Source organism: Pseudomonas sp. 8 R 14 (assembly GCF_900005955.1).
GTDB classification, from domain to species: Bacteria; Pseudomonadota; Gammaproteobacteria; order Pseudomonadales; family Pseudomonadaceae; genus Aquipseudomonas; species Aquipseudomonas marginalis.
This window is the reverse complement of the sequence record NZ_CVTH01000076.1, coordinates 1-25,948: the sequence shown is the minus strand read 5'-3', so window position 1 is coordinate 25,948 and position 25,948 is coordinate 1. Positions and strand designations below refer to the sequence as shown.

Here is a 25,948-nt window from a genome sequence, read left to right as displayed (position 1 = left end):
GGAAAATACGTCAGCCGTTCTTCGGCTGTACACGCGGGATTTGAAAAGTTTTGTATCCCAACCGGCATGCCCTCAAAAAAGGGAATTTAGCTGCGCAGAAACAGTCTTTACGAGTATCGACGCGCCCATCCCACCCTATCGAGTAGCGCAAAATGCAGGATGCATGATGGCCATTCATGCAAATTGCACGAAATCGAAAATCCAAGATATTTTCAATCTATTGATTTATAACGATATTTTTATAAATCATGAGCTGGCACAATCACTGCACCTATCACTCCATGCTTGCCAACTTGAGCCAACGGAGCTGATAGACATGAGCCTGATCCAAGATAAATTCGCTTCAGTATTCTCCAACTACGATGTCACCACCCAGCCACGTCCCGACGGCGGCATTCTGTTGACCCTGCGCAACAGTGACGGCAAGCAGGTCAAGCGTTCGATCTCTTACCAGCAGTTGCACACCGCCGATCAATTGACCTGGGTGATCAGCGCGATTCGTCGCGACTTGGCCGAACAAGCCAGTGAATTGCCGCAAATTTCCATGCTGCAAAGCCAGAACCGCTTTGCCCTGCCGACCTACCACTCGGCGTAAATACCGCAGTCATGAAAAGGCCGCGACGCTATTGAGCGTCGCGGCCTTTTTATTGATGTGTGTCAGCACAGGCCTTGGCGAGCCGCCTCATTCATCGCCTGCACGCGGTTAGTGACTTCCAGCTTGCCGTAGATATTGCGCAGGTGGAATTTGACGGTGGCTTCGGACGTGGCACGAATCTGGCTGATTTCCCAGACAGTCTTGCCCTCCGAGGCCCAGCGTAAGATCTCCAATTCCGCTGGAGTCAGGGGCTTACCGGACAGGCTCAGGCGTCTCCTGACAGCATTGGTTACGACACACGGCGGCGGACACGACTCCTCTGGGCCATTCATTACATCTCTCCTTTTATTGGCTGATGCCCTACCACCATTCGGATTCCTCCTATTGACAGGTGGCACAAACACTGGCGACGCAGAGAGTTACATAACGAATGGTTTCAGTGCGCATTGCCCTGGATAAACAGCCAAACCCTACGCGTAACTAAGCTTATTCCCACAACAACTTCCAACTCGCCGGGGTTGAAGATTCCAATTACCTGAGTTCAATCGTCCAAACCTGGGAAATGGCTGGCAACATCGTCGCCGGTGAACGTCGGTACACACCCCTGCGCGGTGTTGAACAAGTGCAGCATGACCAAGTGGGGGTTCTCGCCCATATCAAACCAGTGCGCCATGCCAGCCGGGATCACCAGCAGGTCGTTTTTCTCACAACGCACGGCATACACGTAGTCGCCAACATGCAGGTTGAACAAGCCCTGGCCGGCGATGAAAAAACGCACTTCGTCTTCGCTGTAGCGGCGTTCATCCAGGAACCGGGCACGCCATTCGGCTTTTTGCGGGTGGTCGCTGGTGACACTGAGCACCGCCACCGCACCGTAGCCGAGGGCATCGATCTGCGGCTGATAGGCGGCAATCATCTCAGCGTCGCTGGCGCCCCTCTCGATCAGGGCAGGCTGCCAGCGCTCGAACCGCACACCGTGCTCGGCCAGGGTAGCGGCGATGTCGTCGACATGGGTCAGGACCTTGTTCGGGGTATCCGGTGAAGCGACGGGGTAGACGGCGACATAACTCATTGAAGGGTTCCTTGGTTCTGCTCTTGCAATCGAAAACCGATGATAGCGGCCGCGGCCAGGGCGGCGACGCTGGCAATACTAAAGGTGAAGGTCGGCCCCAGCAGGTTCCAGCTGTAGCCGGAATACAGCGCACCCAGCGCACCGCCGGTGCCGGCCAGGGCGGCGTACAGCGCCTGGCCCTGGCCTTGTTGCTTATCGCCAAAACTGCGCTGCACAAAGGCAATCGCCGCCGCGTGAAAACTGCCGAACGTGGCAGCGTGCATCACCTGCGCCAGCAACAGTACCCACAGCAGTTCGGCAAACGAGCCCAGCAGCAGCCAGCGCAGGGCCGCCAGGAGGAAACTGGCCAGCAGCACCCGGCGTACCGAAAAACGCGTGAGGATGCGGCTCATGCCCAGGAACATCAGCACTTCCGCCACCACCCCCAGGGCCCACAGCATGCCGATCATGCCACGGCTATAGCCAAGGTGTTCCAGGTGCAGGGTCAGGAAGGTGTAATACGGGCCATGGCTCATTTGCATCAGCGCCACGCAGGCGTAAAACGCCAGTACGCCGGGGCTGCGCAGCTGTTTGAGGAAACCATCAGCGGCCAGGCGATTGCCGTGGCTGGCGGGCTGCGCATTCGGCACCCACAGGCTGGCACCGATGATGCCGGCCATGATCACCACGACCACCACCGGGTAGATATCCAGGCTCAGCCAGTCGAACAGGCGGCCCATGATCACCACGGTGAGGATAAAACCGATGGAGCCCCACAGGCGCACCTGGCTATAGCGCGAGGTCTGTTTTTGCAGGTGGGCCAGGGTGATCACTTCAAACTGCGGCAGCACCGCGTGCCAGAAGAACGCATGCAGGGCCATCACCAGGGCCAGCCAGGCGTAGGTGTGACTGACGAAGATCAGGGAAAAACTCAGCAGGGTGCACACCGCGCCGAAGCGCACGATAGCCAGGCGTCGGCCGCTGTAGTCGCCCAGCCAGCCCCACAGGTTGGGCGCCACGCAGCGCATCAGCATGGGGATGGCCACCAGCTCGCCGATGCGCGCGCTGGAGAACCCCAGGTGGTCGAAGTACAGCGCCAGGAACGGCGCCGTCGCCCCGAGCAGGGCGAAGTAGAACAGGTAGAAGCTGGAGAGGCGCCAGTACGGGAGGGCTGTCACCGCCGCGCCGTCACAGCTGGCCCAGCACCGGGGTACTCACGCGCACATCGGCATTTTGCCCGCGATTGCGCAACAGATGGTCCATCAACACGATGGCCATCATCGCTTCGGCAATCGGCGTGGCCCGGATGCCCACGCACGGGTCGTGACGGCCCTTGGTGATCACGTCCACCGGGTTGCCGTGTACATCGATCGAACGGCCCGGGGTGGTGATGCTCGAGGTGGCCTTGAGTGCCAGGTGCGCAACAATCGGCTGGCCGGAGGAAATACCGCCGAGGATGCCGCCCGCGTTGTTGCTGAGGAAACCTTCCGGCGTCAGTTCATCGCGGTGCTCGGTGCCACGCTGGGACACGCAGGCGAACCCGGCGCCGATTTCCACGCCTTTCACCGCATTGATGCTCATCAGCGCATGGGCCAGTTCGGCGTCGAGGCGATCGAAAATCGGCTCGCCCAGGCCCGGCTTGACGCCTTCGGCGACCACGGTGATCTTGGCGCCGACCGAATCCTGGTCGCGGCGCAGCTGGTCCATGTAGGCTTCCAGCTCCGGCACTTTGTCCGGGTCAGGGCAGAAAAAGGCGTTGTCTTCAACGCTGTCCCAGGTCTTGAACGGGATTTCAATCGGGCCCAACTGGCTCATGTAGCCACGGATGACGATGCCCTGGGTCGCCAGGTATTTCTTGGCGATGGCCCCGGCTGCCACGCGCATGGCCGTTTCGCGCGCCGAGCTGCGGCCGCCGCCACGGTAGTCGCGTTCGCCGTATTTATGGTGGTAGGTGTAGTCGGCATGGGCCGGGCGGAACAGATCCTTGATCGCCGAGTAGTCCTTGGACTTCTGGTCGGTGTTGCGAATCAGCAGGCCGATGGCGCACCCGGTGGTACGGCCTTCGAACACCCCGGAAAGGATCTCGACTTCATCGGGCTCCTGGCGCTGGGTGGTGTGGCGGCTGGTGCCGGGCTTGCGGCGGTCGAGGTCACGCTGCAGGTCTTCCAGGGACAGCTCGAGGCCGGGCGGGCAGCCGTCGACAATGGCGACCAACGCCGGGCCATGGCTTTCGCCCGCGGTGGTGACAGTGAACAGCTTGCCGAAGGTATTGCCGGACATGCAGGGCGCTCCGTGAAATCAGTTGAATCAAGTCAACCGTAATAACTTAAGGCGGCCAGTATACGCAGGCTAACCGACTAGTTCATCCTCGAAACCTTACCGGTAGACCTTGGTCCAACCGGCACCTTCCTCATGATGGCGCGATGATGCTGCGAGTTCTTCTGTTTACCCTGACCCTGTTTACCGCCGTGGCCGACGCCGCCTCCCCTGTCGTAATGCAACGCCCGATCAGCCTGGACACCGGCAGCGGCGAACTGTTTGGCTCGCTGCTGCTGCCGCAGTCCGATAAACCGGTGCCGGTGGTGTTGATCATCGCCGGCTCCGGCCCCACCGACCGCAACGGCAACAGCGCCGACGGCGCTCGCAATGACAGCCTCAAGCGCCTGGCCTGGGTGCTGGCCCGGCACAACATCGCCAGCGTGCGCTACGACAAGCGCGGTGTGGCCGCCAGCCTCGCCGCCACGCCCGACGAACGCAACCTGACCCTGGAGGCCTACGTGGCCGACGCGGTGGCCTGGGGCAAATTGCTCAAGGCCGACACACGCATGGGCCCGCTGATTGTGCTGGGCCACAGCGAAGGCGCGCTGGTGGCGGCACTGGCCGCACCGCAACTCGACCCGGCCGGGGTGATTTCCCTGTCCGGCAGCGCCCGTCCGGTCGACCAGGTGATCCGCCAGCAACTGGCCGATCACCTGCCCCCTGCCCTGCTGCTGCGCAGCAATGAAATCCTCGATCACCTCAAGGCCGGCCAGGTGGATGCCGATGTGCCAGGCCCGCTGGAGGGCATTTTCCGACCCAGCGTGCAGCCGTATCTGATCAGCCTGTTTCGCGCCGACCCTTCAGCGGCGTTTGCAAAACTGCGCATGCCGGCATTGATCATCCAGGGCACCAACGATATTCAGGTCGGTGTGGGCGACGCCGAGCAACTCAAAAGGGCCAAGCCCGATGCCGAACTGGCGGTGATCGAAGGCATGAACCACGTGATGCGCATCGTGCCCAACGACGTAAAGCAACAATTGGCCTCCTACAATGACCCGCAATTGCCGCTCGCCGCTGAGCTGGGCACCCGCTTGGCAGGCTTTATCGACGGACTTCAACCCCGTTAAGCGACAATTTGCCTCCAGTCCTGCAAAAAGCGGCCGATAAGCCCAGAGTCGACAGCAAAAAGACTGTCGACTGGCAGGGCTTGGACAGGATCGCACCGCATGACAACCACTGAAGCAACACCGGAACCGACCGCCGACACCCCGGCTGAAAAAACCGAGGCTATCGACACGGCGGCGCCCCTGCCGTGGGCGGATGTTCAGGCCGAGCATTTCAAGATGCTGCGCCTGGCACCGCTGGCCACCGACCGCGCCACCGGCCTGAGGCCGCTGCGGTTCGTACAGTTCGGCTATGCCGAGCGCCATGACAAACACCACAGCCTGTTGCGCATGGTGATCCAATTACCGGGGCAGCGGGTGCGCCGCGAGCAGAACCATCTGGATATCTGGGTGGATCACGATAAACACCGCGTGCACTTCGGCCCGGGCAACAGCCTGGAAATCGAACCGGCCAACCGCGGCATCGGTCGCTTCCTGGTGGCCCAGGGCGCCGCGTGGGCGAAGAAAAAATGGTCAAGCTACCGCGTCGACGGCGTGGACCTGGCCAACAAGGACGCACTCAACGAAGCCACACGCCTGCGCCGCGATCACTTCCTGCGCGTCCAGGGTTTCGATGTGGCCTACGCCGATGTGCAGCACCTCAAAGGCAACGTGCAGCCGGGCAAGGTCAGCGATGTACTGGACAGTTGGAACACCGAGAAGGTGCAGTTCGTGGAGATCCTTGAAGCCGCGCAGATGCTGCAACAGGCCGAGCACAACCTGTTGGAGCAGGAAGTGAAACTGCGCAAGGAAGAAGAAAAGGTCACCAAGTTCAAGCGTGAGGACAGCGGGTTGCGCTTTACCATCACCTGCCTGGTGGCGTTCACCGTGTTTCAGGCGGGGCTGTTGATCTGGATTGCCACGCACCGCTAGCCGGCTGGAAAGCCATCGAAATGCGGGAGGGGCTTGCCCCTAATGCCAGTCAGTTAAGGCTTTTTGTAGGAGCGAGCTTGCTCGCGAAAAACTCACAGGCGCCGCGCTCATTCAGGAAGCACGCGTTATCGTTGACGTTTTTCGCGAGCAAGCTCGCTCCTACAGGAGGCGATGTACGCTTAACTGACTGGCATTAGGGCTTGCCCCCTCCCACATTTTCTACCCTAAGGTTGGTTAAACCCGAGCGGCGAAGATTGCCTGGTGTTCCCGGCACTGTTCGGCCGTGAGCATGAACACCCCATGCCCACCCCGCTGGAAATCCAGCCAGGCGAAGTCCACTTCCGGGTACAGCGCGTCAACATGCACTTGGCTGTTGCCCACCTCGACAATCAGCAAACCCTTCTCGGTCAGGTGGTCCGCCGCCTCGGCCAGCATGCGTCGCACCAGGTTCAGGCCATCGTCGCCGCAGGCCAGGCCCAGCTCCGGCTCGTGCTGGTATTCGTCCGGCATGTCGGCAAAGTCTTCGGCATCCACATACGGCGGGTTCGACACGATCAGGTCAAAGCGCTGGCCCGGCAGGCCGTCGAAACCGTCGCCCTGCACGGTGTACACGCGCTCGTCGACACCATGGCGCTCGATATTCTGGTTGGCCACCTCCAGGGCTTCGAAGGACAGGTCGCCGAGTACCACTTCGGCGTCCTGGAACTCGTAGGCGCAGGCAATGCCGATGCAACCGGAGCCGGTGCACAGGTCGAGGATGCGCGCCGGCGGTTGGGCCAACCAAGGCTCGAAGCGGTTTTCGATCAACTCGCCGATGGGTGAACGCGGGATCAGCACGCGCTCGTCAACGATAAACGACATGCCACAGAACCACGCCTCTTTCAACAGGTAGGCCGTGGGCACCCGCTCATGAATACGGCGATGCAACAAACGCTGTACGTGAGAGATTTCCTCTTCTTCCAGGTTGCAATCGAGGTAGCTGTCGGCAATTTCCCATGGCAGGTGCAAAGCGCCGAGCACCAACTGCCGGGCTTCGTCCCAGGCATTGTCGGTGCCATGGCCAAAAAACAGGTCTTCCCCATGGAAACGGCTGACGGCCCAACGGATGTGGTCGCGCAAGGTGCGCAGGCGAGATGTGATCACGGGGGGCAGACTCCTGGAAAAAACGACTGGCGATTCTAACAGCCTTCGCCTGTACCGACGATGTACGAAAAGCTGTTGCCATACGTCGGATTTCATCCAAATCGCCATCATTCGGTTAAACATCGCCGCCACTTGACATGGCTGCACGCCAGCAACGGCGTACCTTACGATAGTAGCGATTCACAGAACCGCTCAGCCAGTGGACAATGACGCAAAAGCCCCCCTCACAGGAGCCCCAGAATGTCCGTTCCAAAGACGATGTTTCAACTCAGCGGTCGTGGTTACGCAGCTGCCAACCTTGGCCATGCGACCCTCGTGATCATCGACGCTCAAAAGGAATACCTCAGTGGCCCGCTCGCCCTCTCCGGCATGGACGCGGCGGTCGGCAATATCAAGCAACTGGTCGCCGCCGCGCGCAACGCCGGGCGCCCGATCGTGCACGTGCGCCACCTGGGTACCGTGGGCGGCCTGTTTGACCCCCAGGGCGAGCGCGGTGAGTTCATCCCCGGCCTCGAACCTCAAGGTGACGAAACCATCATCGGCAAGCTGCTGCCCAGCGCCTTCCACGGCACCGGCCTGGAAAAACACCTGCAGGACCTCGGTTCCCTGGACCTGATCGTCTGCGGCTTCATGAGCCACTCCAGCGTCAGCACCACCGTGCGTGCCGCGAAGAACCTGGGCTTTCGCTGCACCCTGGTGGAAGACGCCTGTGCCACCCGCGACCTGCCTTACAAAGGTGGCATCCTGAGCGCCGAGCATGTGCAGCAGACCGAGATGGCCATCATGGCTGACAATTTTGCCACTCTCGCACTGACTAAAGACCTGATCTGATCGCCCTTCGGGTGAGCGGTGCGGCCTGTTGAAGGTCCCGCTCATCCGCAAAGCCCTCTCATTTGGCGCATTTACCTCGGGTACAGGAACAACCTGTGTATCTTCCGGTCGAAGGGCCGATACCCTGGAGGAAAGGTCGGAATGAAGATATCCGATGGTTTTGACGCTCGTCGCTTGCGCCCCAAGGGCCCGAGCAACTGGCGTCTGCGCCTGGTGGCCGGCATTGCCGCGCTGCTGGCGGTAGTAGGTTTGCTGTTGACCGGCGCTGGTGGCGCCGGTTTGTTTGGCCACTCGCCGGCCCTTGGCGAACTGAATGCCAGCCCTGGCGGCTCGGCGATTCTGTTGGGGATCGGGCTGCTGGTGCTGTGGCTGGGCGTGTGGCTGTGGCGCCGCAGCCGTCGGAAGATGCGCCAGCCGTTGTCACTGAACATCGCCTCGCACCTGATGAAAAAGCACGACTGATGGCGCTTGGATAGCGTTTCCTGCGCCCCGGCCGCCGCGATTTAGGTAAACTGCCCGCCCTTCGCGGAGGCTGACATGCAAGACGACGATTTTTCCCTGTTCAAAAACGAGCTGCGCGGCGTCAAGCCGATCAAGCACGACCGCGCCGACACCGGCAAACCCAAGGCCGACCGCGCACAGATCGCCAAGCTGCGCCAGGCTGCTACCGTGCGCACCGATGCCACCACCGTGGATGGCCTGTCAGACCAGTTCGTGATCGACGTCGGCCCCGAAGACGAGCTGATGTGGGCCCGCGACGGCGTACAGGAAAGCCAGATGCGCAAGCTCAAGGCCGGTCAGATCCCGTTCGAAGGCAGCCTCGACCTGCACGGCATGAACGTGGAAAAAGCCCGGGAAACCCTGTGGGCCTTCCTCGCCGAAGCCACCAAGTTCGAAATTCGCTGCGTGCGCGTCACCCATGGCAAGGCGGTGCGCTTGGACGGCAAGCGGCCGATGATCAAGAGCCACGTCAACACCTGGCTGCGCCAGCATGCCCAGGTGCTCGGCTTTACCTCGTGCCAGGCCCGTCATGGGGGCGCGGGTGCGGTGTATGTGATGCTCAAGCGCACGATGATGGAAGGGCGCGACGAATAAGTAATAAAAAGCCCAGCAATTGAGCTGGGCTATTGTGGTATTGCCAGTAACGTCAGTTGTCGAAAAGCTCTTTCGCTTTTTTCTCTTTCGCCAGCGAGATCACTGCCTTTTGCATGGTGATCGCAGTATCGGCTGCGCTTCTGTAAACAGCACGTTTTTCTTCTACCGAACCACTTCGAAAAAAATCTGACATGGTGGTGGATGAATATTTTTCTACAACTTCCGTAATTTCGCCTTTCACAAGGCTACTCCGGTCAAAATTTGCTCAAGTTGATCAGGATGGTAGGGCTGTATAACGAGTTCGTCAATTTCCTCAGCCGATAGGTCGATGCCGATGTATGCCCCCCCGCCATCAGTGTCCTTGATGAGCACATCGACTTGAAGACGCCCCAGAAACTCACGCCAGCTCAGGCTTCTGGTAGACGTAGATAACCTGTGCAGACCGGTTTTCCTTATCAAGGGCGCGCTGGATATTTTTCCGAGCCACGGCAAAGTTGGCCAGCGTTCCGTCCAACAGGAAAGACTGGCGCTGCTGATAAACGAGGTCGACAGTCCTCTCCACCATGGCAGTTACGCCACGTTGAAAAAGACTGGAGTTTGCGCCTGTGTAATCAGGAAAGTATTCCCTGAAGTCATCGGGGTCGATTCGCAATGCACTGGATCCCCCTCCTCCATCAAGCGAATAAATGATTTGGACACTTCTGTCTTGCCGGCGCCAGGCGAGCCCGCCATAAACACTGAAACCGGATAATTTTCACCTGGGTACTTAGTCAGGAGGCAAGTTCACGGGCAATGCGGGTCCGATTTGCTTTGGCAAAGATCAGGGCGCGCTCAGAAATACTTCGCTCCAGCGGGGTCATCACGTCCTCCTCAACGGAGGCCGACTCTAACATCGGTATCGTCCGGGAATACAACTGTCGGCGCACCTACGCTACTATGTGCGCCACATCACCCGCCGCTGTTGCGCGCCGGGCAGCGCTTCACATTGGTACAGGCATACACCGTACCGTTCTGAAACCCATACGGAAACAGTCCTGTGACATTGGAACAAAACTACACCGCGATCCTCGGCCAACTCGGCGAGGACGTCTCCCGCGAGGGCCTGCTCGACACGCCCAAGCGTGCCGCCAAGGCGATGCAGTACCTTTGCCGCGGCTATGAACAGACACTCGAAGAAGTCACCAACGGTGCCTTGTTCAGCTCCGACAACAGCGAAATGGTGCTGGTCAAGGACATCGAGCTGTACTCGCTGTGCGAACACCACCTGCTGCCGTTTATCGGCAAGGCGCATGTGGCGTATATCCCAAGCGGCAAAGTGCTGGGCCTGTCGAAGGTCGCGCGGATTGTCGACATGTATGCGCGCCGCCTGCAGATCCAGGAAAACCTCAGCCGCCAGATCGCCGACGCGGTGATGCAAGTGACCGGCGCCTTGGGCGTGGCCGTGGTGATCGAAGCCAAGCACATGTGCATGATGATGCGCGGTGTGGAGAAACAGAATTCGTCGATGATCACGTCGGTGATGCTGGGTGAGTTCCGCGAAAACGCGGCCACCCGCAGTGAATTCCTCAGCCTGATCAAGTAACAGGCTGCGTAGGAAAAGACCGGCGTTCATCGCCGGTTTTTTTTCGCCTGCAGAATTAAGGTAAGCTGCGGCCCCTTCTTCATGGGCAAGAGGTTTCAGCCATGTTCGTCAAAGCACTTCGAGTGGGCCTCGGCCACGTCATCATCGCCGGCGACTTACTTACCCGTCCGCGCAAAAAGCAGCGCCCTGCCGAACAACAGGCACAGGTGAACGCAGCGGCCAAGGACCTGACCCTGTATCAATTCCACGCCTGCCCGTTCTGCGTGAAGACCCGCCGCACCCTGCACCGCCTGAATGTGCCGGTGGCGCTGAAGGATGCGAAGAACAACGAGCAGGACCGCCAGACCCTGCTGGAGCAAGGCGGCAAGATCAAAGTGCCGTGCCTGCGTATCGAAGAGAATGGCCAGACCACCTGGATGTATGACTCCAAGGTGATCATCGATTACCTGGACAAGCGTTTCGCTGCGGTCTGACAGACCTGCTGAGATCCAATGTGGGAGGGAGTTTGCCCCCCCACATTCAGTTCGGTGTTGGCAAATCCAGGTCCAGCTCCAGCAACGCCGAGCCGAGGCACTTGCCATGGGCATCCAGTGCCAGCGAGCGGGTTACGCCGCCGCGCAATATCCCCGGCAGTACGAAGTTCAGCGCCTGCACATTCGGCAGTTCATAGCGCCGCACCGGGGCAGCGTAAGGCTCCAGCAGGCCGGCAAAAAAGTCGGCCACGCGCTCGGCGGTAAGCTGTTCACACAACAGCAGATAATCCTCGGCTCGGTAAGCAATGATCGAAATGTTCGAGGTGTCGCCCTTATCGCCGGTACGGGAATGGGCCAGCGTGTGCAGTTTCATGCTTCGATCCTCGGGTTGACCGCGTCACGGGGCAGCAGCAATGACGCCACCGCCACCACCTGCCGTACGCTCTTGCTGGCACCGCCGCCGCCGGACGGGCCGTTGGTGTAGAGGGTTTCCACTTCATTGCCGACCCGCACCGCTTCACTGCGGTCTTCACAGCGGGCCGCCACGCGCAGGCGCACTTCCCAGGGCTCTACGCTGCTGCGCGGACCGTGCAGCGAGTCCATGCCGATCAGTTCGGCGCGTACGTCCTGCATCTTCACACCCATCAGTTGCAAACGCTTGAGTACGACATCCCGCGCTAACTGCGCCCGTGCTACCGCGCCGGGGCCGCCGTAGGACATCTGCCCTTCGCCAATCCAGCCATCCAGGTAACCGACGCTCACCTTCAACTGCTCGGGCCGTGCGCGGCCAGCAGCACCGTGGGCACGCACCCGATCAACGCCCTCCTCGTCAAACCCCACCTGGGAAAAATCGGCGGTCACGTCCGGGGTGAGATACGCCGCAGGATCATGCACTTCGTAGATCAATTGCTCGGTGCAGGTGGCGCGACTGACCCGCCCACCGGAGCCTGCAACCTTGGTGATCACGGCCTCACCCTCAGCATCGATTTCAGCCAACGGGAAACCCAGGCGTGCGAGGTCATCCACATCCTTGAAACCGGGATCGGCAAAATAGCCGCCGCTGACCTGCCCGGCACACTCCAGCAGATGCCCGACCAACGTGCCGCGCCCCAGGCGCTGCCAGTCGTCCATCGCCCAGCCGAATTCAAACACCTGCGGGGCGAGGAACAGCGACGGGTCGGCCACCCGCCCGGTGATCACCACATCGGCGTCGGCGCGCAAGGCATCAAGAATGCAGTCGACGCCCAGGTAGGCATTCGCGGAAATCAGTCGCGCGCCCAGTGAACCCAGGGTTCGGCCGTTATCCAGTACCTGCTCGGGGCGCAAGACGTCCAGCACGTCATCGCCGACCACCGCCACCACCTTGAGGCCCAGGCCCAGCTCATGGGCAATCCGCCGCACTTCGAGCGCCGCCGACACCGGGTTGGCCGCGCCCATATTGGTGATCACCCGCAGGCGACGGCGCCCCTCATGCTGGCCGACAAAGGGCAACACCCGGCGCATGCGCTCGCTGAGCAGCGGGTCATACCCCCCCTGCGGGTCACTGATTCGCGCCTGTTGCGCCAAAGCGATGGTGCGTTCGGCCAGGCACTCGAACACCAGGTAATCCAGGTCGCCCAGCTCGGCCAGTTCCACGGCAGGTTCGATGCGGTCGCCGGAGTAGCCGGCGCCGGAACCGATGCGCAAGGTTTTCATTTCAAATCACTCCCAAGAGCAACGCCGTCAGGGTCATCAACACCGACGCGGCAAACAGAAAAGGGATGGTGAAGCGCTGGTGATCGGCCAATTCGATCTTGCACAGGCCCACCAACAGGAAGGTCGCCGGGGTCAGCGGGCTGACCGGGAAACCGGTGGTGTGCACGCCCAGTAACGACGCCTGGGCCACTTGCAGCGGGTCGACGCCCAGGGCCTTGCCGACTTCGGCGATCACCGGCATCACGCCGAAATAATAGGAATCGGGGTCGAACAGCATGCTCAGCGGCATGGACAAAAAGCCCACCACCGCCGGAATCAACTTGCCGTGGCCCGCCGGAATCTGCGCCACCGCCACTTCAGCGATGGCCTTGAGCATGCCGGTGCCTTGCATGATGCCGGTGAACACCCCGGCGGCGAGCAGGATACTGGCCATGGTCAGGGCGGTTTTCGCATGGGCATCAATGCGTGCGCGTTGGGCGTCCACGTTCGGGTAGTTGATGCACAGCGCTACCACGGTGCCGAGCATGAACATCACCACCGGGTCGACCCAGCCGGCGATCATCACCACCATGACCAGCACGGTCAGGATCAGGTTGACCCAGAACAGGCGGGGGCGGCGCAGCTTGATGTCGTCGTCGCTGAGCACCCGTTGCGGCACGGCGTCCACGCTGGAGCCGGCGCCCAGGCCGAGGCGTTTTTCTTCTCGCCGGCCGAGCCACCAGGCGCAGGCGAAGACGAACATCAGGCCGACGATCTGCACCGGGATCAGTGGCTGGAACAGGTCCGCCACCGGCACGTGCAAGGCCGCCGAAGAGCGCAACACCGGGCCGGTCCACGGCAGGAAATTGACCCCGGCGGCCATCGCGCAGACACAGGCGAGGATGCGTTTGTCGATGCCCAGCCGCGTATATAACGGCAGCATCGCCGGCACCGTCACCAGAAAGGTCACGGCACCGGAACCGTCCAGGTGCACCAACAGGGCGAGGGTCGCAGTCCCAACGACAATCCGTGTAGGACGTGTCCCTACCGTGCGCAGGATGCGATCAATGATGGGATCGAGCATACCGGCATCGGTCATGATCCCGAAAAACAGGATCGCGAACACGAACATGCCCACCACGGGGGCGACGTTCTTGATGCCGGTAATGATGAAGGCGCTGGTTTGCAGGCCGAATCCACCGAGCAGCGCGGCGATGATCGGCAAGGCGATCAGAGCCACCAGTGGCGAAAGGCGTTTGCTCATGACGGCAGCGAGCAGGCACAGGATGGTAATGACACCCAGGGTTGCGAGCATGGGTTACTCCAGAGCGGCCTTGGTGGCCGGTTATTGTTTTCCCTGGAGTATTGGAAGCGCGTTACTCTTTGTAAATTGGAATGTTCAGCCAGTCATGTTCGTAAAAACAAAACGCTCGAGAACAACAACAATGAAAAATTCGATCCAGCACATTCAGGCGTTCCTTGCGGTGGCCCGCACCGGCAGCTTTATCAAGGCCGCCCATGAGCTGCATCTTTCGCCTTCGGCACTCACCGTGCAGGTGCAACAACTGGAAGACTGGCTCGGCGTCGCCCTGCTCGACCGCAGCCCCCGGCATGTGAGCATCACCGCTGCCGGCCAGGACGCGCGCGGGCCGATGGAAAAACTGCTGCTGGACCTGGACAACATCGTCACCGGCTCCCGCGACCTCGCGGCCTTGCGCCGTGGTGTGGTCACCCTCGCGGCCCTGCCGTCGGTCTGCGCCGGCGCCCTGCCCCCGGCCTTGCGCCTGTTTCGCGAGCGTTTTGCCGGGATCGAAGTGCGCCTGCAGGACCTGGTGGCCCATCGCATTCATGCCCAGGTCCGCGCAGGCGAAGTGGATTTCGGTATTGGCGTACGGGCGCGGCTAAGCCATGGCCTGGAGTTCGTGCCGGTGCTGAATGATCGATTGTGTGCGTTCGTCCCCCTGGATCACCCCCTCGCCCACCATCGCCAATTGACCCTGGAGCAACTGGCGGACCAGCCGATCATCCTCACCGGCCGCGACAGCAGCGTACGCGAGCAAGTGGATGCGCTGTTCGATGAGACGCGGCTGACGATGAACGCCGGGATGGAGGCCAACTACATGTCGACGGTGCTGGCGCTGGTGCGTCAGGGCCTGGGGATCAGCGTACTGCCGGAGTCGGCGGCGGACAGTCTGGAGGGGTTGAAGCGCATCCACATCGATCATCCCGGGGTGAACCGCGAGATCGGCTTGATCAGTCGTAGCGGGATGGGATTGAGCCCGGCGGCACAGCGCTGTTTCGACCTGCTGAACGATGAATTATCTGGCACGGCATCGAGCTGAATGTGGGAGGGGGCAAGTCGAATCGTCGCACCGCCCTCCCACATTTTTTCACCGCGGTGATCAGTCGAGCATGCCCACATGCCTGGGATGGCTGGCCACGCGCTTCAACCAGGCCTGCACGGCCGGGTAAGGCGTCAGGTCAAACCCACCTTCATGGGCCACATGGGTGTAGGCATACAGCGCAATATCGGCAATCGAATACTGCTCGCCCACCAGGTATGGCGTGGTTTGCAGCTGACGCTCCATGACCTTCAGGGCCTTGTAACCGCGCTTGTGGGTGGTCTTGTATTCCTCCAGGCGATCTTCCGGCATGTTCAGGTAGAACTGGATAAACCGCGCCACCGCAATGTAAGGCTCGTGGCTGTACTGCTCGAAGAACTGCCATTGCAGCACTTGTGTGCGCAGGCGCGGTTCGGTGGGCAGGAATTCGCTGCCATCGGCAAGGAAGTTGAGGATCGCGTTGGACTCCCACAGGCAGGTGCCGTCTTCCAGTTCCAGCACCGGGATCTTGCCGTTGGGGTTCTTGGCCAGGAATTCAGGGGTCTCGGTATCGCCGTTGAGGATGTCGATATCCACCCATTGATACGGGATGCCCAGCAGGTTGAGCATCAATTTGACCTTGTAGCAGTTGCCCGACTTGTAATCGCCATAAACCTTGTACATGGGGCTCCCCTTATGCCGCTTGCGCGTGCTGTGCTTGACGGACCACCGCGGCCAGGCGTTTGAGCCCTTCGTCCAGGCGGGCCGGGTCGATATGGCTGAAATTGAGTCGCAGTGAGCCTAAATGCTGGTCCGGCTCGGAAAAGAACGGTTCACCGGGCATGAACGCGACGTCCTGATCGAGCGCAGGTGCCAACAAGGTGCGGGTATCGAGCGGCTGTTTCAAGGTCAGCCAGAAGAATAATCCGCCCTGGGGCACTTGCCAGTCGGCCAGATCGGCGAAGTGACGCGCCAGCGCAGCCTGGAATGCGTCGCGGCGCTCACGGTAGAAACCGCGCAGTTCCACCAGGTGCTGCTGGTATTTCTGCGTGCCGATCCACTGCATGGCCTGCCACTGGCCGACGCGATTGGTGTGCAGGTCCGCCGATTGCTTGAGCTTGAGCAGGTGCGGGAACAGGTCCGGGCTGGCGATCAGGTAACCCACGCGCAGGCCGGGCAGCAGGGTCTTGGAGACCGTGCCGGTGTAGATCCAGCTGGCTTTTTTCAAGCGGCCGACGATGGGCTGCGCACTGCCGCCGTCGAAGGTCAGCTCACGGTAAGGTTCGTCTTCGATCAGGGTCACGCCGAACTCATCGAGCAACGCCGCGACAGCCTCGCGCTTGGCCTCGCTGTAGCGCACGGCCGAAGGGTTCTGGAACGTCGGGATCAGGTAGACGAATGCTGGGCGATGGCGCTCGAGGTTGGCGCGCAGGCTGGTCAGGTCGGGACCATCGACTTCCAGTTGCACGGTAAGGCAGTCGGCGCCGAACAGCTGGAAGATCTGTAGGGCGGCCAGGTAGGTCGGCCCCTCCAGCAGGATCCTGGTGCCTTTGTCGATATACAGCTTGGCCGCCAGGTCCAGGGTTTGCTGGGAACCGCTGACCACCAGCACCTGGCTGGCCTGGCACGGCACACCCAACGCACGTGCCTCGGCGGCGAGCAGTTCACGCAACTGCGGCTCGCCTTCGCTCATGCCGTATTGGCCGATGTTCAGCGGCATATCATCCCAGTCCAGCGCCGGCAGCATGGCTTCGGCCGGCAGGCCACCGGCAAACGACATCACTTCCGGGCGCTGGGCGGCCGCGAGGATTTCACGGATCAAGGAGCTTTTGAGGCGAGTAACACGTTCAGAGAAGGCCATAAGGTCACCGCTAGCGAAGCCTGTTGGAAATACGTCAAACTGGTTGACCGAAATTACGACAGCTTGAGTGGATACGTCAATATGCTTGACCTTAAAAACCAAAGCAGCCAGCAACAAGCCATGGAAGCATTCTTCTTCGGTTACCAGGCGTTCACTGCCAAGGCCGATGAAATGCTTGAGCGCCGTGGGCTGAGCCGGGTGCATCAGCGCATCGTGTTTTTTATCGCACGCTACCCGGCGCTGAGCGTCAAGGAACTGCTGGAATTGCTCGGTGTGAGCAAGCAGGCGCTGAACATGCCCTTGCGCCAATTGCAGGAGATGCACCTGGTGGACAGCGTTGCGTCCGAGACCGACAAGCGCAAACGCCTGTTGGAATTGACCGAAGAAGGCCAGCGTTTCGAGCAATCGCTGCGCCGTGAACAGGTGAAGTTGTTGCAGCGCGCCTTCGCCGAAGCGGGCGAAGAAGCGGTAAACGGTTGGCTCGCAGTCAACCAGGCACTTGCAGGCCAGCCTTGATCCTCGGTGGCGCCCTGGCTTTGCCTTTCATCCTTTTCACGCAGAAAATAGAAAACATTATTTGCTTTCTTTGTATACAAAAGCATAATTCGCTTCGTGCGAGTTCCTGACCTATTGGTCAACAAAACCCGCCAGTACCTCACAGCGCCCCGCGCTGGACATAACAATAAAATGCTTGAGGAGTACTCGCTGTGGATAGCCGCAAATCCGAAGCCTCGCCGCTGGACCTTGCCCCCTCACAGAACGGCTGGCTCGAACGCCTGTTCAAACTGCGCCTGCATGGCACCACAGTGAAGACCGAGCTGATCGCCGGGCTCACCACCTTCATCACCATGGCCTACATCATCTTCGTCAACCCCAACATCATGGCCGACGCCGGTATCGATCACGGCGCGGCGTTTGTCGCCACCTGCATCGCCGCCGCGCTGGGGTGCCTGTTGATGGGGCTGTACGCCAACTGGCCGGTGGGCCTGGCGCCGGGCATGGGCCTGAATGCGTTTTTCACCTACACCGTGGTCGGCACCATGGGCTACCACTGGGAAACCGCGCTGGGTGCGGTGTTTATTTCCGGCGTGCTGTTCATGGGCCTGACCCTTTCGAGGGTGCGCGAATGGCTGCTCAACAGCATTCCGGTGAGCCTGCGCCACGCCATGGGCGCCGGCGTCGGACTGTTCCTCGGGGTGATCGGCCTGAAAACCGCCGGCATCATCGTCGACAGCCCGGCCACGCTGATCAAGCTCGGTTCACTGCACGAGCCAGCGCCACTGCTGGCGGCGGTGTGTTTCCTGCTGATCGCCATCCTCAGCTACCACCGGGTGTTCGGCGCGATCCTCATCAGCATCATCGCCGTGACCCTGGCCGGCTGGTCCCTCGACCTGGTGCACTACAACGGCATTCTCTCCACGCCACCGAGCCTGGCGCCGACCTGGATGGCCATGGACATAAAAGGTGTATTCAATGTCAGCATGATCAGCGTGGTATTTGCCTTCCTGTTTGTGCACATGTTTGACACTGCGGGTACACTGATGGGCGTTGCGCAACGCGCCGGGCTGGTCAACGCCGACGGCAAGATCGATAACCTGTCCCGCGCCCTCAAGGCCGACAGCGCTTCCAGTGTGTTCGGTGCCATGGTGGGCGTGCCGCCGGTGACCAGCTACGTGGAAAGCGCTGCCGGTGTGGCCGCAGGCGGCCGTACCGGGTTGACGGCGGTGACGGTCGGCGTGTTGTTTGTGGCGGCCATGTTCTTCGCACCGTTGGCGGGCATGATCCCGGCGTATGCCACCGCCGGCGCGCTGATCTATGTGGCGATGCTGATGATGGCGAGCATGGCCCATATCAACTGGGATGAGGCCACCGACAGCATCCCGGCGATTGTCACCGCGATCATGATGCCGTTGACCTTCTCGGTCGCCGACGGTATCGCCCTGGGCTTTATCACTTATGTGGCGCTCAAGGCCGGCACCGGTAAGTACCGCGAGATTTCCGTAAGCCTGTGGGTGTTGTGCGCGATCTTTATCGCCAAGTTCGTCTTTCTATAGAAAAGGAGCATGCAATGAGTCTGGAAACCTGGCTGCTGTTCAGCGGCGCTGCGCTGGTGGTGATCCTGATCCCGGGGCCGCTGTCGTTGCTGATGATCAGCAACAGCCTGAACTACGGCCTGCGCCGCTCGTACCCGGCATTTCTCGGCGGGGTGATTGCCTCGATCTGCCTGTTGAGCGCGTCGGCCCTGGGTCTGGGCGCATTGCTGCTCGCTTCGGAACAACTCTTCAGCGCGTTGAAGATCGTCGGCGCGCTCTATTTGTTCTACCTCGCCTGGCAGAGCTGGCAGCAATCGCGCCAGCCGTCCCACGGCGCGACCGTCCCGGAGGCGGCGCCGGTGCCGCGTTTTCGCGCGCTGTTCGGCCGCGCCTTCGTGCTGGGGGCCAGCAACCCCAAGGACATCCTGTTTTTTGCCGCGTTCCTGCCGCAGTTCCTCAGCAGCCAGCAGCCGTTCCTGCCGCAGTTGCTGATAATGATCGCCACCTGGACCGTGCTCGACCTGTTGTGTAAGCTGGCCTACGGCCTGGGTGCCCACGGTGCCGCGCGCTACCTGCGCAGCGGCAAAGGCCAGAGCTGGTTCAACCGCATCAGCGCCGGGCTGTTCAGTGGTGCGGGCGCGGCCTCGCTATTGAGCCGCTGAGCCTGCCAGCCCCAGCGCGGGTGCGTCGGGGTCAGTCCAACCCGGCCACGCGGCTGAAAAACACCGTGAACGTCGACCCGCGCGTGTCCTGCTGAATGCCCCCCACCAGCCGGACCAGGCGACGTTCTTTGATGGCCTTCTTGACGGTTTCGTATTGCACACTGCGTTGGCTGCCCCGGCTGGCGAGCTTGCGGTCGAACCACACGTCAGATAACTGCAAGATCCTATTGGACGACAACGGAATGCTGCTCGAATCCGTCCAACGCGTAAGGATGAAATATACGTTGTTGGATTTAGGGTGCGTGACGATAAAGTTGTTCAAGTCGCCGCGATTGCCCTTGGGCACCGTTTCCAGGTGAAACCCCTGACGCTCCAACACCTGCCTGACTGCATTCTGAGCAACGATGATCTTGCTTGAGGCCGGCGCTGTGCGCTTGTCCAGCAGACGCGGCTCCAGCCTAAAAGGCACCAGGAAGTCCACCCGCTCAAACCCAGGCCCTAAGCCATCTACGCTGATATTCACACTGAACTTGCCCTCTAACTCGATCGGCCGGAGCATTTTCAGCAAGTCATCGGTGTACCCCGCCGCTCGCGGCACGGCGGGCAGCCAATCGTCGAGCGTGGTGCGCAGGTTCAACAACCGCGTCGCTGTCATCGAGCGGCTGCTGTCGGCCACTTCCACCAGACGCTGCACGGCGAAACGCCGACTCCCCTGGGTCAGGCCTGGAAAAACAGCCCCGACCGACTCCGCCAAGGGGCGATTGAACAGGGGTTGATGAGGCGTCCAGCGGCCGTCTGCGCCATAGACGAAGGGAATGGGCTGTTCACCCAGACTGACGCCCAACCAGCGGTCAAGGTCATCCATTGCGTTATGGGCCAGGGCCCTGGGGCTTTTTACAAAGACCACATCATGGGGCGCGTGCAGGCCACCGGGCACTATCTCGAAGTAGTTCTCCCCCAGCTTCACGGCATCGAAAGGCGCCTCGCCATACACCCGGTACAAGCGTTTGGACGCCGACAACACCTGCGGCGAGACTCCGGGCACCTCGTGCCCCCAGGCCTGCCAATAGCTCTCGGTCAACACCGGCTGGCTGCGTACGCGCTCCGCCGTCGGGCGTGAGCGAACAGCCCAGAACGTGCCGGGTGCAGGCCCCTCCCAGGGCCGGAACAACGCCGTACTGGGCCCCGGCTGCGGTTCGGGAGCATCGGCGCCCAGCAGCCACTGTCGAGGTTCGTCGATCTGCAGCAGCCATTCATTTTCTCCTGGGCGTTGTCGGTTTTTCAGACGCAAAGCAGACTCACCCGGCCGACGATAAACGGGATAGTGGTCCCTGCCGTCCACCACAAATTGTTCGCCATCCTTGAGGTAGCTGCCTTTGTTGCGCCCGCCTAGCGCGATGCCATCGCCTGCTGCGCTCGGACTGCGGTAGCCTTCCAAGCCCTTGAACCGTTTGGCGGGCAATGAGGTACGCATGAAAAAACTGCCGCCGGCCGCCAAGTGCTGCTGACGATGCAGCCTTTGCAAGACCCGGCTCATATTGGGCGCCTGCGGCTTGGCGCCGGCTCGGGAACCCCGCACGGGGAGCAACGTCATGGCCACTTCGAGCACGAACATATGCACGCTGGTCACCAACTCGAAAATTCCTTCAGGTGAATGCTGCTGATGAAGCCGCCGCGCAGCCAATAACACTTCATACAGCTTGATCCCCAACCCCAGCACCGGCACGAATGACAACAGCCCTCGCCACCGTGTATCGGCCTGCTCGCCGAGACGCCACGCGCGGTACACCTTCAATTCGTCATCGGAGTTGCACTGGCTATAAGCCTGGCGTTGCGCCGTCAATACGCGGGAGTGGGCGAGTAGCTCAAGCAGGTGATTGCCCTCGGTGGGAGTGATGCCTAACCAATTGTCTGGGGAATGAGTGCGCTGCTCGTCAATTTCCGCCTCAATCGCACTCAAGTCTTTGGCCGGAAACACTCGACTGCGGTTAAACCAGCGCGCCAGATGAAACACGTCGGAACCCAGGGCATAACGGAGCAGCCCTTCCATCCAACCGACCTCAACACGCAGGTCGTTCGGGTACCCCGCGAGGCCATCAGCCTCCCACCCCGGGGCAACCCCTTGGGCCAGCGCAGCCTTTGCGCCCGGCGTCGAGGCCAGCCCGATCAACGCCGTGCGGGCCTCTGCCAGGCCGCTGTATTCGGTAATGCTCGGTTGTTCAGGGCTGTCAGGCCAATACAGCACGCAGCGATCATCCACCTCGTCAATGATCACCACCACGCCGGCGATATGCCGTGGCGCCGGCAGTGTCAGCGCCTCCAGCCTGACCGTGCACAACTGCACGCTGTGGCCGTCACGCTCAAGATCGGCACGGCTCTGCGCCGCCAATGCCAGCGCGAACAAACGCTGGCCGGGCGCGCTCAGGCCACTGTTGGCGGCGCTGAACAGATGCCACTGCGCCGCCTGCTTGAACGCACGCAGCAATGCTGGTCGCAGGGTCTGTGGATCGTCGCTGTGGGGGTCGCCATAAAACGCCTGGCGAATCTGTTGGGCATAGCGCTGTGCGAGGTCCAGCCTCGATAGCGTGGCCAGCAAGTAGTCGGGGCTGAGGCGATCCTTCCAGGCTGGCTGCAGATAATGGGCCTTCTGCAGCCGCCAACGTGCCCAGGGCGCTTTCGCATCAAGGTTATGCAACGCCAATTGCAACAGGCTGTAGGTCTGCCGCTCCTGGCTGACCACGATTTTCGCGCCGGACTCCCCCACCGCCCGCTCTGGATGCCCCACCCAATGGGCGCTGACATCATCGGGCATGTCCAACAGCGGCTGGTCAATATCCAACCCAGGGTAAAAACCGTCATCTTGCAGCCGCTTGATCAACGCGTCGCGGGCAAACACCGTCAGTGCCGGCAAACGCTCGAATACGCCTGACTCCAGCGCCTGCCAACTGCGCAGGGATGACGCCTGTAGGCGCCGATAACGCTTGCGCGGCCAAGCCTGCGCGGTCTCCAGCCAGGCTGGAAGCCGCTTGCGCTCGGCAGCGGCAAGCCGCAGTAGTTGCACGCTGGCGAGGGCCTGTTCAAACGCCTCGCAAGGTGGCACCTGCAGACTGTTGACCGCCTCATCCGCCAGCGCCAGCCTGGCGAACGACGGATCACTGACTTCGCTGAACACGGGCTCGCCGGCTGCCAACAGATGGTCGAGCTGATTGAAGCCCTTAATCTGCTCTTTGATCGCCAGCAGCAAGCCGTCGCCGTCGATCTGCGGATACTCGACGCTCACCGGCTCGTCGACCTTCAACGCTCGGACCTTGGCCAGGACGGCACTGCGCTGGGTGCGATGCAGACAATCCCACAGCGGCGAACGGTCGATCGCCTTGAAGCTGGCGCTGAGTGCTTCGGACAACCTTGCCAGCGATGCAAACGCCTGAAGCCCTCCCTGCCGTCCAGGCACATACAACATCACCGGTTGCTGGACGGCCTCAGCCGTGCAGATAACCAGCGCGCCCAGCAGGCGCTGGTGTTCAATCACAACCCCCGTTACCCACGTGGCGCCGGGCTTGACCATGCCCTGCGCGACCTGTTGCTGCTGGCCCTCGCTGATCAATTTAAGGTGGCACTGCAACCGTGCCTCGCTCTCGAGCGCGCCGCGCCGGGCCCGCAATAACAGGACGCCCCTGGGCGGTTGCCCCGCGACTTTTCGACTCCAGAAATCCAGGTCGCCAAGGCTTGCTTCATGCGCCTCCAGCATCGCCAATGCCTGGGATTGATGGGTTTGCCATTGCTGATGCAGCACCTGCATCTGCGCCCAGGCTGGGGTCTCTTGGCTGGCATCGGCAGGGTCCAGCAGCGCCAACAAGCCTTGCTCATAACGCGCCACCGTCTGTTCACAGGCACCCTTGGGCAGCTCGCGGGCCAGGCTGGCAAAGTGGATGTGATCACGACATCGGTGTGCGTCCCAGCCCAGCAAAGTCTCCAGCGCTCGATGCAAGGACGGACGCAGCGGGATCAACTGCCGCCGCTGCCGCTCAACCGTGCGTAAGCGCTCGACGAGGCTGCCGTGGGTACCGCGGATGGCGTCCCGGGGAAACAACAAGGCCAGGTTGACCTGCGCCACGGTGTCCCATTCGTTTTGCCATTGGGTGGCGAGTAAAGCGTCGGCGGCCTGTTGCAGTGCATCGTCTTCAATGGGGTCTGCCGGCTGCAGGCTGAACCCGGGAAATTCAGCAACGAACAGGTCCGGCACCGCGTGTCGTTGACGCAGCGGCAAACGCTGCCACCAGCCGTCCAGGTAGCGACTGACCAATGCCGGCAACGCCTCCTGCAATTGGACCAAGGAGCCGAATTCGTGAAATCCCTGGGCCAACCCCGGTAGAAAAATCACTTGGCGCTGATGACGCTGGCCCGCACGGTACAGGTGCAACCCGCCGCTCAAGGCCACGGGCGTCGCGCCTTTCAGTGGCCAGTACAGCGACGATACGTTCAAGCTCGCCCAGTCGCCGCCCGCCCGTTGGCGCGCTTCGGCCGTCGGCGCGTCGAGCAGGCTTTGCACCATGTCCAGGCCATGATCCGACAACTCGAACACGCCATGGGCGAGTACGGCCTGGCTCGCAAGAAAGGCCTGATACAACTCATGCCAGCGGGCTCGCCTTGATCGCCATGAGTCTGCGGCCAGGCCGTCCCAGTAGCGGGCCATTACGGTGTCGAAGCGACCGGGCCAGTCCGGCCCTAAGGCTTGGCTCAGCGCCTGCCCGGCCCTATCATCCGGGACGGGGGCCGGGGGCGTCTGCTGCCGCGCCGCCAGTAGCCCAAGGCTGGCCTCAACCAAGTCCCGCGTGTGGGGCATGCCCTCAAGCGCCAGGGGCACCTTGAGCAACTGGGTGTCGGGGTCGACACCGAATGCGTCGCGCAAGGCCTGGCGAATGATCGAGCCAATCCGTGGCGCACGGTCGAGCAACTGCCCAAGGCCCTTGGCCGTGACCTCGCAGCGCAGGCCCGCATTGTGCAGTTCATTGATGACCCGGCTCGGTTGCGCCGTTGCGTTGATACGCCGGGTCAACCCGGCTCTGATGGGGTCCAACTGATTGTCCGTTACCGTGCTCATATCGCCTCCCTGTATATGGAAGGAAAAGGCTAGGCAACGGACGGACCACTGCGGCGCTACATAGTTGAGCGCAAAACCGGCAGGCAAAAAAAAGGTTCATCACGGATTACCGGGAAAGACGCTCTTGATCTTCATGAAGAAGAATTCGCTATCCCGGTAACCGTACGCCATCCGTTTGATGACCTTTATTCGATTGTTTATTCCTTCCAACTGACCGGTGTGCATCGGCCAGCGAACCCGACTGACGATGCCCCGCCAATAACCCTTTAGCCGTTTGGCAAACTGGATCAGAGCCGGTATTTCACTTTCATATGCATGGCGCAGCCATTGCTTCCAGGCCGATCTCCAGGTCCAGGCAGTGCTCGGTGTCCAGAGCGTTTTGAGTTCAGCCTTCATCAAATAAACTGTCATCAGCGATTGGTTGGCCTCCAATAAATCCTGCAAATGGACCTGTTGTTCCGGCGTTTTCAGGTTCTGTGGGTTACGCAGCAACAGCCATCGTGCCTGCTTGATGACCTTGCGAGCCGGCTTGTTATGACGCAGCCGATTAGCTTCGTCGACGCGGACCCGATCAATCACCTCTCGGCCATATTTGGCCACCACATGGAAAAGGTCGTAGACCACTCGCGCTTTCGGGCAATGCTGGCGAACCTCCAGATCAAAAGCAGTATTCATGTCCATCGCCACCGCTTCGATTCGAGCGCAGCCCTCCGGCCCCAGCTCCTCGAAGAACGGCCTGACTGCCGCTCGGCTACGGCCTTCACCGATCCACAGCACTCGTCGTGTATCGGCATCCAGCACAACGCTGGCGTAACGATGACCTTTGAATAACGCGAACTCGTCCATGATCAGGCGTCGTGGTTGCGCCTTCGGCAACTCACTCAACACCGCCTGCAAGGCTCGACGCTCCAGCAACCGAACAGTGTCCCAATGCAGTCCAAACATCTGGGCCACGTGCAGGGTGGGAAGGCGCTCGCAGGCCTGAATGACCGCCTCGGCCAAGCGGCGCGTCATGCGGGCATAGCGATCCAGCCAACTGACGGCCTCCATGCGTTTTCCACAGTCGCGGCAGCCAACACGCCTGAGCAAAATGCTGAGGCGCACCGCGCGACCGAGAATGGGCAGATCACGAACGGTTCGCTCGCAATACTCATGAGTGGTTGAACAAGGTTTTTGGCAGCCGCCGCAGGAAGGGAATCGGGTGGCGTGGGGAATCAGATCGATCTTTAGA

Annotated in this window: 27 protein-coding genes; 12 read left to right on the top strand and 15 right to left on the bottom strand. The window is 61.2% G+C overall.

All coding sequences use genetic code 11. The features are described 5' to 3' along the window. Positions 1 to 316: 316 nt before the first annotated feature. Complete coding sequence (locus tag BFQ01_RS20090; protein WP_027603943.1) at positions 317 to 595, top strand: DUF3509 domain-containing protein; 279 nt, start codon at positions 317 to 319, stop codon at positions 593 to 595. 62 nt (positions 596 to 657) lie between these two features. Here the strand turns inward: BFQ01_RS20090 and BFQ01_RS20085 are convergent, their stop codons facing one another. The 4 genes from BFQ01_RS20085 to aroC all read right to left on the bottom strand — a co-directional run bounded on the left by BFQ01_RS20085 (position 658) and on the right by aroC (position 3,926). Next, positions 658 to 927, bottom strand: a complete 270-nt coding sequence (locus BFQ01_RS20085) for a response regulator transcription factor (protein ID WP_065926621.1) — start codon at positions 925 to 927, stop codon at positions 658 to 660. 209 nt (positions 928 to 1,136) lie between these two features. Next, on the bottom strand, positions 1,137 to 1,667 hold the full coding sequence (locus tag BFQ01_RS20080) for a 1,2-dihydroxy-3-keto-5-methylthiopentene dioxygenase (protein WP_065926620.1): 531 nt from the start codon (positions 1,665 to 1,667) through the stop codon (positions 1,137 to 1,139). Further along, positions 1,664 to 2,824 (bottom strand): MFS transporter, encoded by a 1,161-nt coding sequence (locus BFQ01_RS20075; protein ID WP_065926619.1) that lies wholly within the window; start codon positions 2,822 to 2,824, stop codon positions 1,664 to 1,666. Before BFQ01_RS20075 ends, BFQ01_RS20080 begins: the two co-directional genes overlap by 4 nt. Positions 2,825 to 2,834: 10 nt before the next feature. Next, a complete protein-coding gene (gene aroC / locus BFQ01_RS20070) occupies positions 2,835 to 3,926 on the bottom strand; it encodes a chorismate synthase (RefSeq protein ID WP_027603936.1) in 1,092 nt (363 codons plus the stop codon). 143 nt (positions 3,927 to 4,069) lie between these two features. Here aroC and BFQ01_RS20065 point away from each other — a divergent pair, with 143 nt between their 5' ends. Beyond that, on the top strand, positions 4,070 to 5,032 hold the full coding sequence (locus BFQ01_RS20065; protein ID WP_065926618.1) for an alpha/beta hydrolase: 963 nt from the start codon (positions 4,070 to 4,072) through the stop codon (positions 5,030 to 5,032). Between the two features lie 99 nt (positions 5,033 to 5,131). Then, positions 5,132 to 5,941, top strand: a complete 810-nt coding sequence (locus BFQ01_RS20060) for a hypothetical protein (RefSeq protein WP_027603934.1) — start codon at positions 5,132 to 5,134, stop codon at positions 5,939 to 5,941. Positions 5,942 to 6,175: 234 nt separating this feature from the next. Here BFQ01_RS20060 and prmB read toward each other — a convergent pair whose 3' ends face one another. Next, on the bottom strand, positions 6,176 to 7,084 hold the full coding sequence (gene prmB, locus BFQ01_RS20055) for a 50S ribosomal protein L3 N(5)-glutamine methyltransferase (protein ID WP_065926617.1): 909 nt from the start codon (positions 7,082 to 7,084) through the stop codon (positions 6,176 to 6,178). Positions 7,085 to 7,324: 240 nt separating this feature from the next. Between prmB and BFQ01_RS20050 the strand changes: the two genes are divergently transcribed. The 3 genes from BFQ01_RS20050 (at position 7,325) to BFQ01_RS20040 (ending at position 9,010) form a co-directional block, all read left to right on the top strand. Beyond that, positions 7,325 to 7,915, top strand: a complete 591-nt coding sequence (locus BFQ01_RS20050; protein WP_065926616.1) for a cysteine hydrolase family protein — start codon at positions 7,325 to 7,327, stop codon at positions 7,913 to 7,915. A gap of 141 nt (positions 7,916 to 8,056) precedes the next feature. Then, positions 8,057 to 8,377 carry a hypothetical protein gene (locus BFQ01_RS20045; RefSeq protein WP_027603931.1) on the top strand — a complete coding sequence of 107 codons (321 nt, stop codon included), beginning with the start codon at positions 8,057 to 8,059 and terminating at the stop codon, positions 8,375 to 8,377. A 75-nt stretch (positions 8,378 to 8,452) separates the two neighbouring features. Continuing rightward, entirely contained in the window at positions 8,453 to 9,010 is a 558-nt protein-coding gene (locus BFQ01_RS20040; protein ID WP_016976371.1) for a Smr/MutS family protein, read from the top strand. 52 nt (positions 9,011 to 9,062) lie between these two features. Here BFQ01_RS20040 and BFQ01_RS20035 read toward each other — a convergent pair whose 3' ends face one another. The 3 genes from BFQ01_RS20035 to BFQ01_RS32990 form a co-directional block, all read right to left on the bottom strand. Continuing rightward, positions 9,063 to 9,251 carry a hypothetical protein gene (locus BFQ01_RS20035; RefSeq protein ID WP_065926615.1) on the bottom strand — a complete coding sequence of 63 codons (189 nt, stop codon included), beginning with the start codon at positions 9,249 to 9,251 and terminating at the stop codon, positions 9,063 to 9,065. Positions 9,252 to 9,407: 156 nt separating this feature from the next. Continuing rightward, positions 9,408 to 9,656: a zeta toxin family protein gene (locus tag BFQ01_RS32995; protein WP_256097766.1), complete on the bottom strand. Its 249-nt coding sequence runs from the start codon at positions 9,654 to 9,656 to the stop codon at positions 9,408 to 9,410. After that, positions 9,581 to 9,742: a zeta toxin family protein gene (locus BFQ01_RS32990; RefSeq protein ID WP_256097765.1), complete on the bottom strand. Its 162-nt coding sequence runs from the start codon at positions 9,740 to 9,742 to the stop codon at positions 9,581 to 9,583. The genes BFQ01_RS32995 and BFQ01_RS32990 overlap by 76 nt, the downstream gene beginning before the upstream one ends. A 304-nt stretch (positions 9,743 to 10,046) precedes the next feature. Here BFQ01_RS32990 and folE point away from each other — a divergent pair, with 304 nt between their 5' ends. Together folE and BFQ01_RS20020 are read left to right on the top strand one after the other, a co-directional pair. Beyond that, entirely contained in the window at positions 10,047 to 10,592 is a 546-nt protein-coding gene (folE, locus tag BFQ01_RS20025) for a GTP cyclohydrolase I FolE (protein ID WP_019826593.1), read from the top strand. A 101-nt stretch (positions 10,593 to 10,693) separates the two neighbouring features. Further along, positions 10,694 to 11,065 (top strand): glutathione S-transferase N-terminal domain-containing protein, encoded by a 372-nt coding sequence (locus BFQ01_RS20020; RefSeq protein WP_065926614.1) that lies wholly within the window; start codon positions 10,694 to 10,696, stop codon positions 11,063 to 11,065. A gap of 46 nt (positions 11,066 to 11,111) precedes the next feature. Here the strand turns inward: BFQ01_RS20020 and BFQ01_RS20015 are convergent, their stop codons facing one another. Genes BFQ01_RS20015 through BFQ01_RS20005 form a run of 3 tightly spaced genes read right to left on the bottom strand, consistent with a single transcriptional unit; the run spans position 11,112 to position 14,054 of the window. Beyond that, positions 11,112 to 11,438, bottom strand: a complete 327-nt coding sequence (locus BFQ01_RS20015; protein ID WP_065926613.1) for an AtuA-related protein — start codon at positions 11,436 to 11,438, stop codon at positions 11,112 to 11,114. Further along, complete coding sequence (locus BFQ01_RS20010) at positions 11,435 to 12,760, bottom strand: acyclic terpene utilization AtuA family protein (RefSeq protein WP_065926612.1); 1,326 nt, start codon at positions 12,758 to 12,760, stop codon at positions 11,435 to 11,437. Before BFQ01_RS20010 ends, BFQ01_RS20015 begins: the two co-directional genes overlap by 4 nt. 1 nt (position 12,761) lies before the next feature. After that, positions 12,762 to 14,054: a CitMHS family transporter gene (locus tag BFQ01_RS20005; protein ID WP_065926611.1), complete on the bottom strand. Its 1,293-nt coding sequence runs from the start codon at positions 14,052 to 14,054 to the stop codon at positions 12,762 to 12,764. A gap of 130 nt (positions 14,055 to 14,184) precedes the next feature. On the opposite strand from BFQ01_RS20005, the gene BFQ01_RS20000 reads away from it, so the two are divergent. After that, positions 14,185 to 15,081 (top strand): LysR family transcriptional regulator, encoded by an 897-nt coding sequence (locus BFQ01_RS20000; RefSeq protein ID WP_065926610.1) that lies wholly within the window; start codon positions 14,185 to 14,187, stop codon positions 15,079 to 15,081. Between the two features lie 60 nt (positions 15,082 to 15,141). On the opposite strand, the gene BFQ01_RS19995 is transcribed toward BFQ01_RS20000, so the two are convergent. Both BFQ01_RS19995 and BFQ01_RS19990 read right to left on the bottom strand, forming a co-directional pair. After that, on the bottom strand, positions 15,142 to 15,744 hold the full coding sequence (locus BFQ01_RS19995; RefSeq protein WP_065926609.1) for a glutathione S-transferase family protein: 603 nt from the start codon (positions 15,742 to 15,744) through the stop codon (positions 15,142 to 15,144). Between the two features lie 10 nt (positions 15,745 to 15,754). Beyond that, a complete protein-coding gene (locus BFQ01_RS19990) occupies positions 15,755 to 16,921 on the bottom strand; it encodes an aminotransferase-like domain-containing protein (protein ID WP_065926608.1) in 1,167 nt (388 codons plus the stop codon). A gap of 81 nt (positions 16,922 to 17,002) precedes the next feature. On the opposite strand from BFQ01_RS19990, the gene BFQ01_RS19985 reads away from it, so the two are divergent. The 3 genes from BFQ01_RS19985 to BFQ01_RS19975 all read left to right on the top strand — a co-directional run bounded on the left by BFQ01_RS19985 (position 17,003) and on the right by BFQ01_RS19975 (position 19,616). After that, complete coding sequence (locus tag BFQ01_RS19985; protein WP_065926607.1) at positions 17,003 to 17,437, top strand: MarR family winged helix-turn-helix transcriptional regulator; 435 nt, start codon at positions 17,003 to 17,005, stop codon at positions 17,435 to 17,437. Positions 17,438 to 17,628: 191 nt separating this feature from the next. Then, complete coding sequence (locus BFQ01_RS19980; protein ID WP_065926606.1) at positions 17,629 to 18,975, top strand: NCS2 family permease; 1,347 nt, start codon at positions 17,629 to 17,631, stop codon at positions 18,973 to 18,975. A gap of 14 nt (positions 18,976 to 18,989) precedes the next feature. Beyond that, positions 18,990 to 19,616 carry a LysE family translocator gene (locus BFQ01_RS19975; RefSeq protein ID WP_065926605.1) on the top strand — a complete coding sequence of 209 codons (627 nt, stop codon included), beginning with the start codon at positions 18,990 to 18,992 and terminating at the stop codon, positions 19,614 to 19,616. Between the two features lie 31 nt (positions 19,617 to 19,647). Here the strand turns inward: BFQ01_RS19975 and BFQ01_RS19970 are convergent, their stop codons facing one another. Together BFQ01_RS19970 and BFQ01_RS19965 are read right to left on the bottom strand one after the other, a co-directional pair. After that, positions 19,648 to 24,717, bottom strand: coding sequence for a dermonecrotic toxin domain-containing protein (locus BFQ01_RS19970; RefSeq protein ID WP_065926604.1), 5,070 nt, complete (start codon positions 24,715 to 24,717; stop codon positions 19,648 to 19,650). Positions 24,718 to 24,816: 99 nt separating this feature from the next. Further along, positions 24,817 to 25,932, bottom strand: a complete 1,116-nt coding sequence (locus tag BFQ01_RS19965) for an ISL3 family transposase (protein ID WP_256097652.1) — start codon at positions 25,930 to 25,932, stop codon at positions 24,817 to 24,819. Positions 25,933 to 25,948 lie beyond the last annotated feature (16 nt).

What these genes read in the sequence shown, in the direction of transcription:
- BFQ01_RS20060 (WP_027603934.1), top strand. Translation starts at nt 5,132, where the DNA reads ATGACAACCACTGAAGCAACACCGGAACCGACCGCCGACACCCCGGCT.
- BFQ01_RS19985 (WP_065926607.1), top strand. Translation starts at nt 17,003, where the DNA reads ATGCTTGACCTTAAAAACCAAAGCAGCCAGCAACAAGCCATGGAAGCA.
- BFQ01_RS19990 (WP_065926608.1), bottom strand. Translation starts at nt 16,921, where the DNA reads ATGGCCTTCTCTGAACGTGTTACTCGCCTCAAAAGCTCCTTGATCCGT.
- BFQ01_RS20065 (WP_065926618.1), top strand. Translation starts at nt 4,070, where the DNA reads ATGATGCTGCGAGTTCTTCTGTTTACCCTGACCCTGTTTACCGCCGTG.
- BFQ01_RS20050 (WP_065926616.1), top strand. Translation starts at nt 7,325, where the DNA reads ATGTCCGTTCCAAAGACGATGTTTCAACTCAGCGGTCGTGGTTACGCA.
- BFQ01_RS20040 (WP_016976371.1), top strand. Translation starts at nt 8,453, where the DNA reads ATGCAAGACGACGATTTTTCCCTGTTCAAAAACGAGCTGCGCGGCGTC.
- BFQ01_RS19970 (WP_065926604.1), bottom strand. Translation starts at nt 24,717, where the DNA reads ATGAGCACGGTAACGGACAATCAGTTGGACCCCATCAGAGCCGGGTTG.
- BFQ01_RS20005 (WP_065926611.1), bottom strand. Translation starts at nt 14,054, where the DNA reads ATGCTCGCAACCCTGGGTGTCATTACCATCCTGTGCCTGCTCGCTGCC.
- BFQ01_RS20010 (WP_065926612.1), bottom strand. Translation starts at nt 12,760, where the DNA reads ATGAAAACCTTGCGCATCGGTTCCGGCGCCGGCTACTCCGGCGACCGC.
- BFQ01_RS20080 (WP_065926620.1), bottom strand. Translation starts at nt 1,667, where the DNA reads ATGAGTTATGTCGCCGTCTACCCCGTCGCTTCACCGGATACCCCGAAC.
- BFQ01_RS20090 (WP_027603943.1), top strand. Translation starts at nt 317, where the DNA reads ATGAGCCTGATCCAAGATAAATTCGCTTCAGTATTCTCCAACTACGAT.
- BFQ01_RS20085 (WP_065926621.1), bottom strand. Translation starts at nt 927, where the DNA reads ATGAATGGCCCAGAGGAGTCGTGTCCGCCGCCGTGTGTCGTAACCAAT.
- BFQ01_RS19995 (WP_065926609.1), bottom strand. Translation starts at nt 15,744, where the DNA reads ATGTACAAGGTTTATGGCGATTACAAGTCGGGCAACTGCTACAAGGTC.
- BFQ01_RS32990 (WP_256097765.1), bottom strand. Translation starts at nt 9,742, where the DNA reads ATGGCGGGCTCGCCTGGCGCCGGCAAGACAGAAGTGTCCAAATCATTT.
- BFQ01_RS20000 (WP_065926610.1), top strand. Translation starts at nt 14,185, where the DNA reads ATGAAAAATTCGATCCAGCACATTCAGGCGTTCCTTGCGGTGGCCCGC.
- BFQ01_RS19975 (WP_065926605.1), top strand. Translation starts at nt 18,990, where the DNA reads ATGAGTCTGGAAACCTGGCTGCTGTTCAGCGGCGCTGCGCTGGTGGTG.
- BFQ01_RS20015 (WP_065926613.1), bottom strand. Translation starts at nt 11,438, where the DNA reads ATGAAACTGCACACGCTGGCCCATTCCCGTACCGGCGATAAGGGCGAC.
- aroC (WP_027603936.1), bottom strand. Translation starts at nt 3,926, where the DNA reads ATGTCCGGCAATACCTTCGGCAAGCTGTTCACTGTCACCACCGCGGGC.
- BFQ01_RS20045 (WP_027603931.1), top strand. Translation starts at nt 8,057, where the DNA reads ATGAAGATATCCGATGGTTTTGACGCTCGTCGCTTGCGCCCCAAGGGC.
- BFQ01_RS20020 (WP_065926614.1), top strand. Translation starts at nt 10,694, where the DNA reads ATGTTCGTCAAAGCACTTCGAGTGGGCCTCGGCCACGTCATCATCGCC.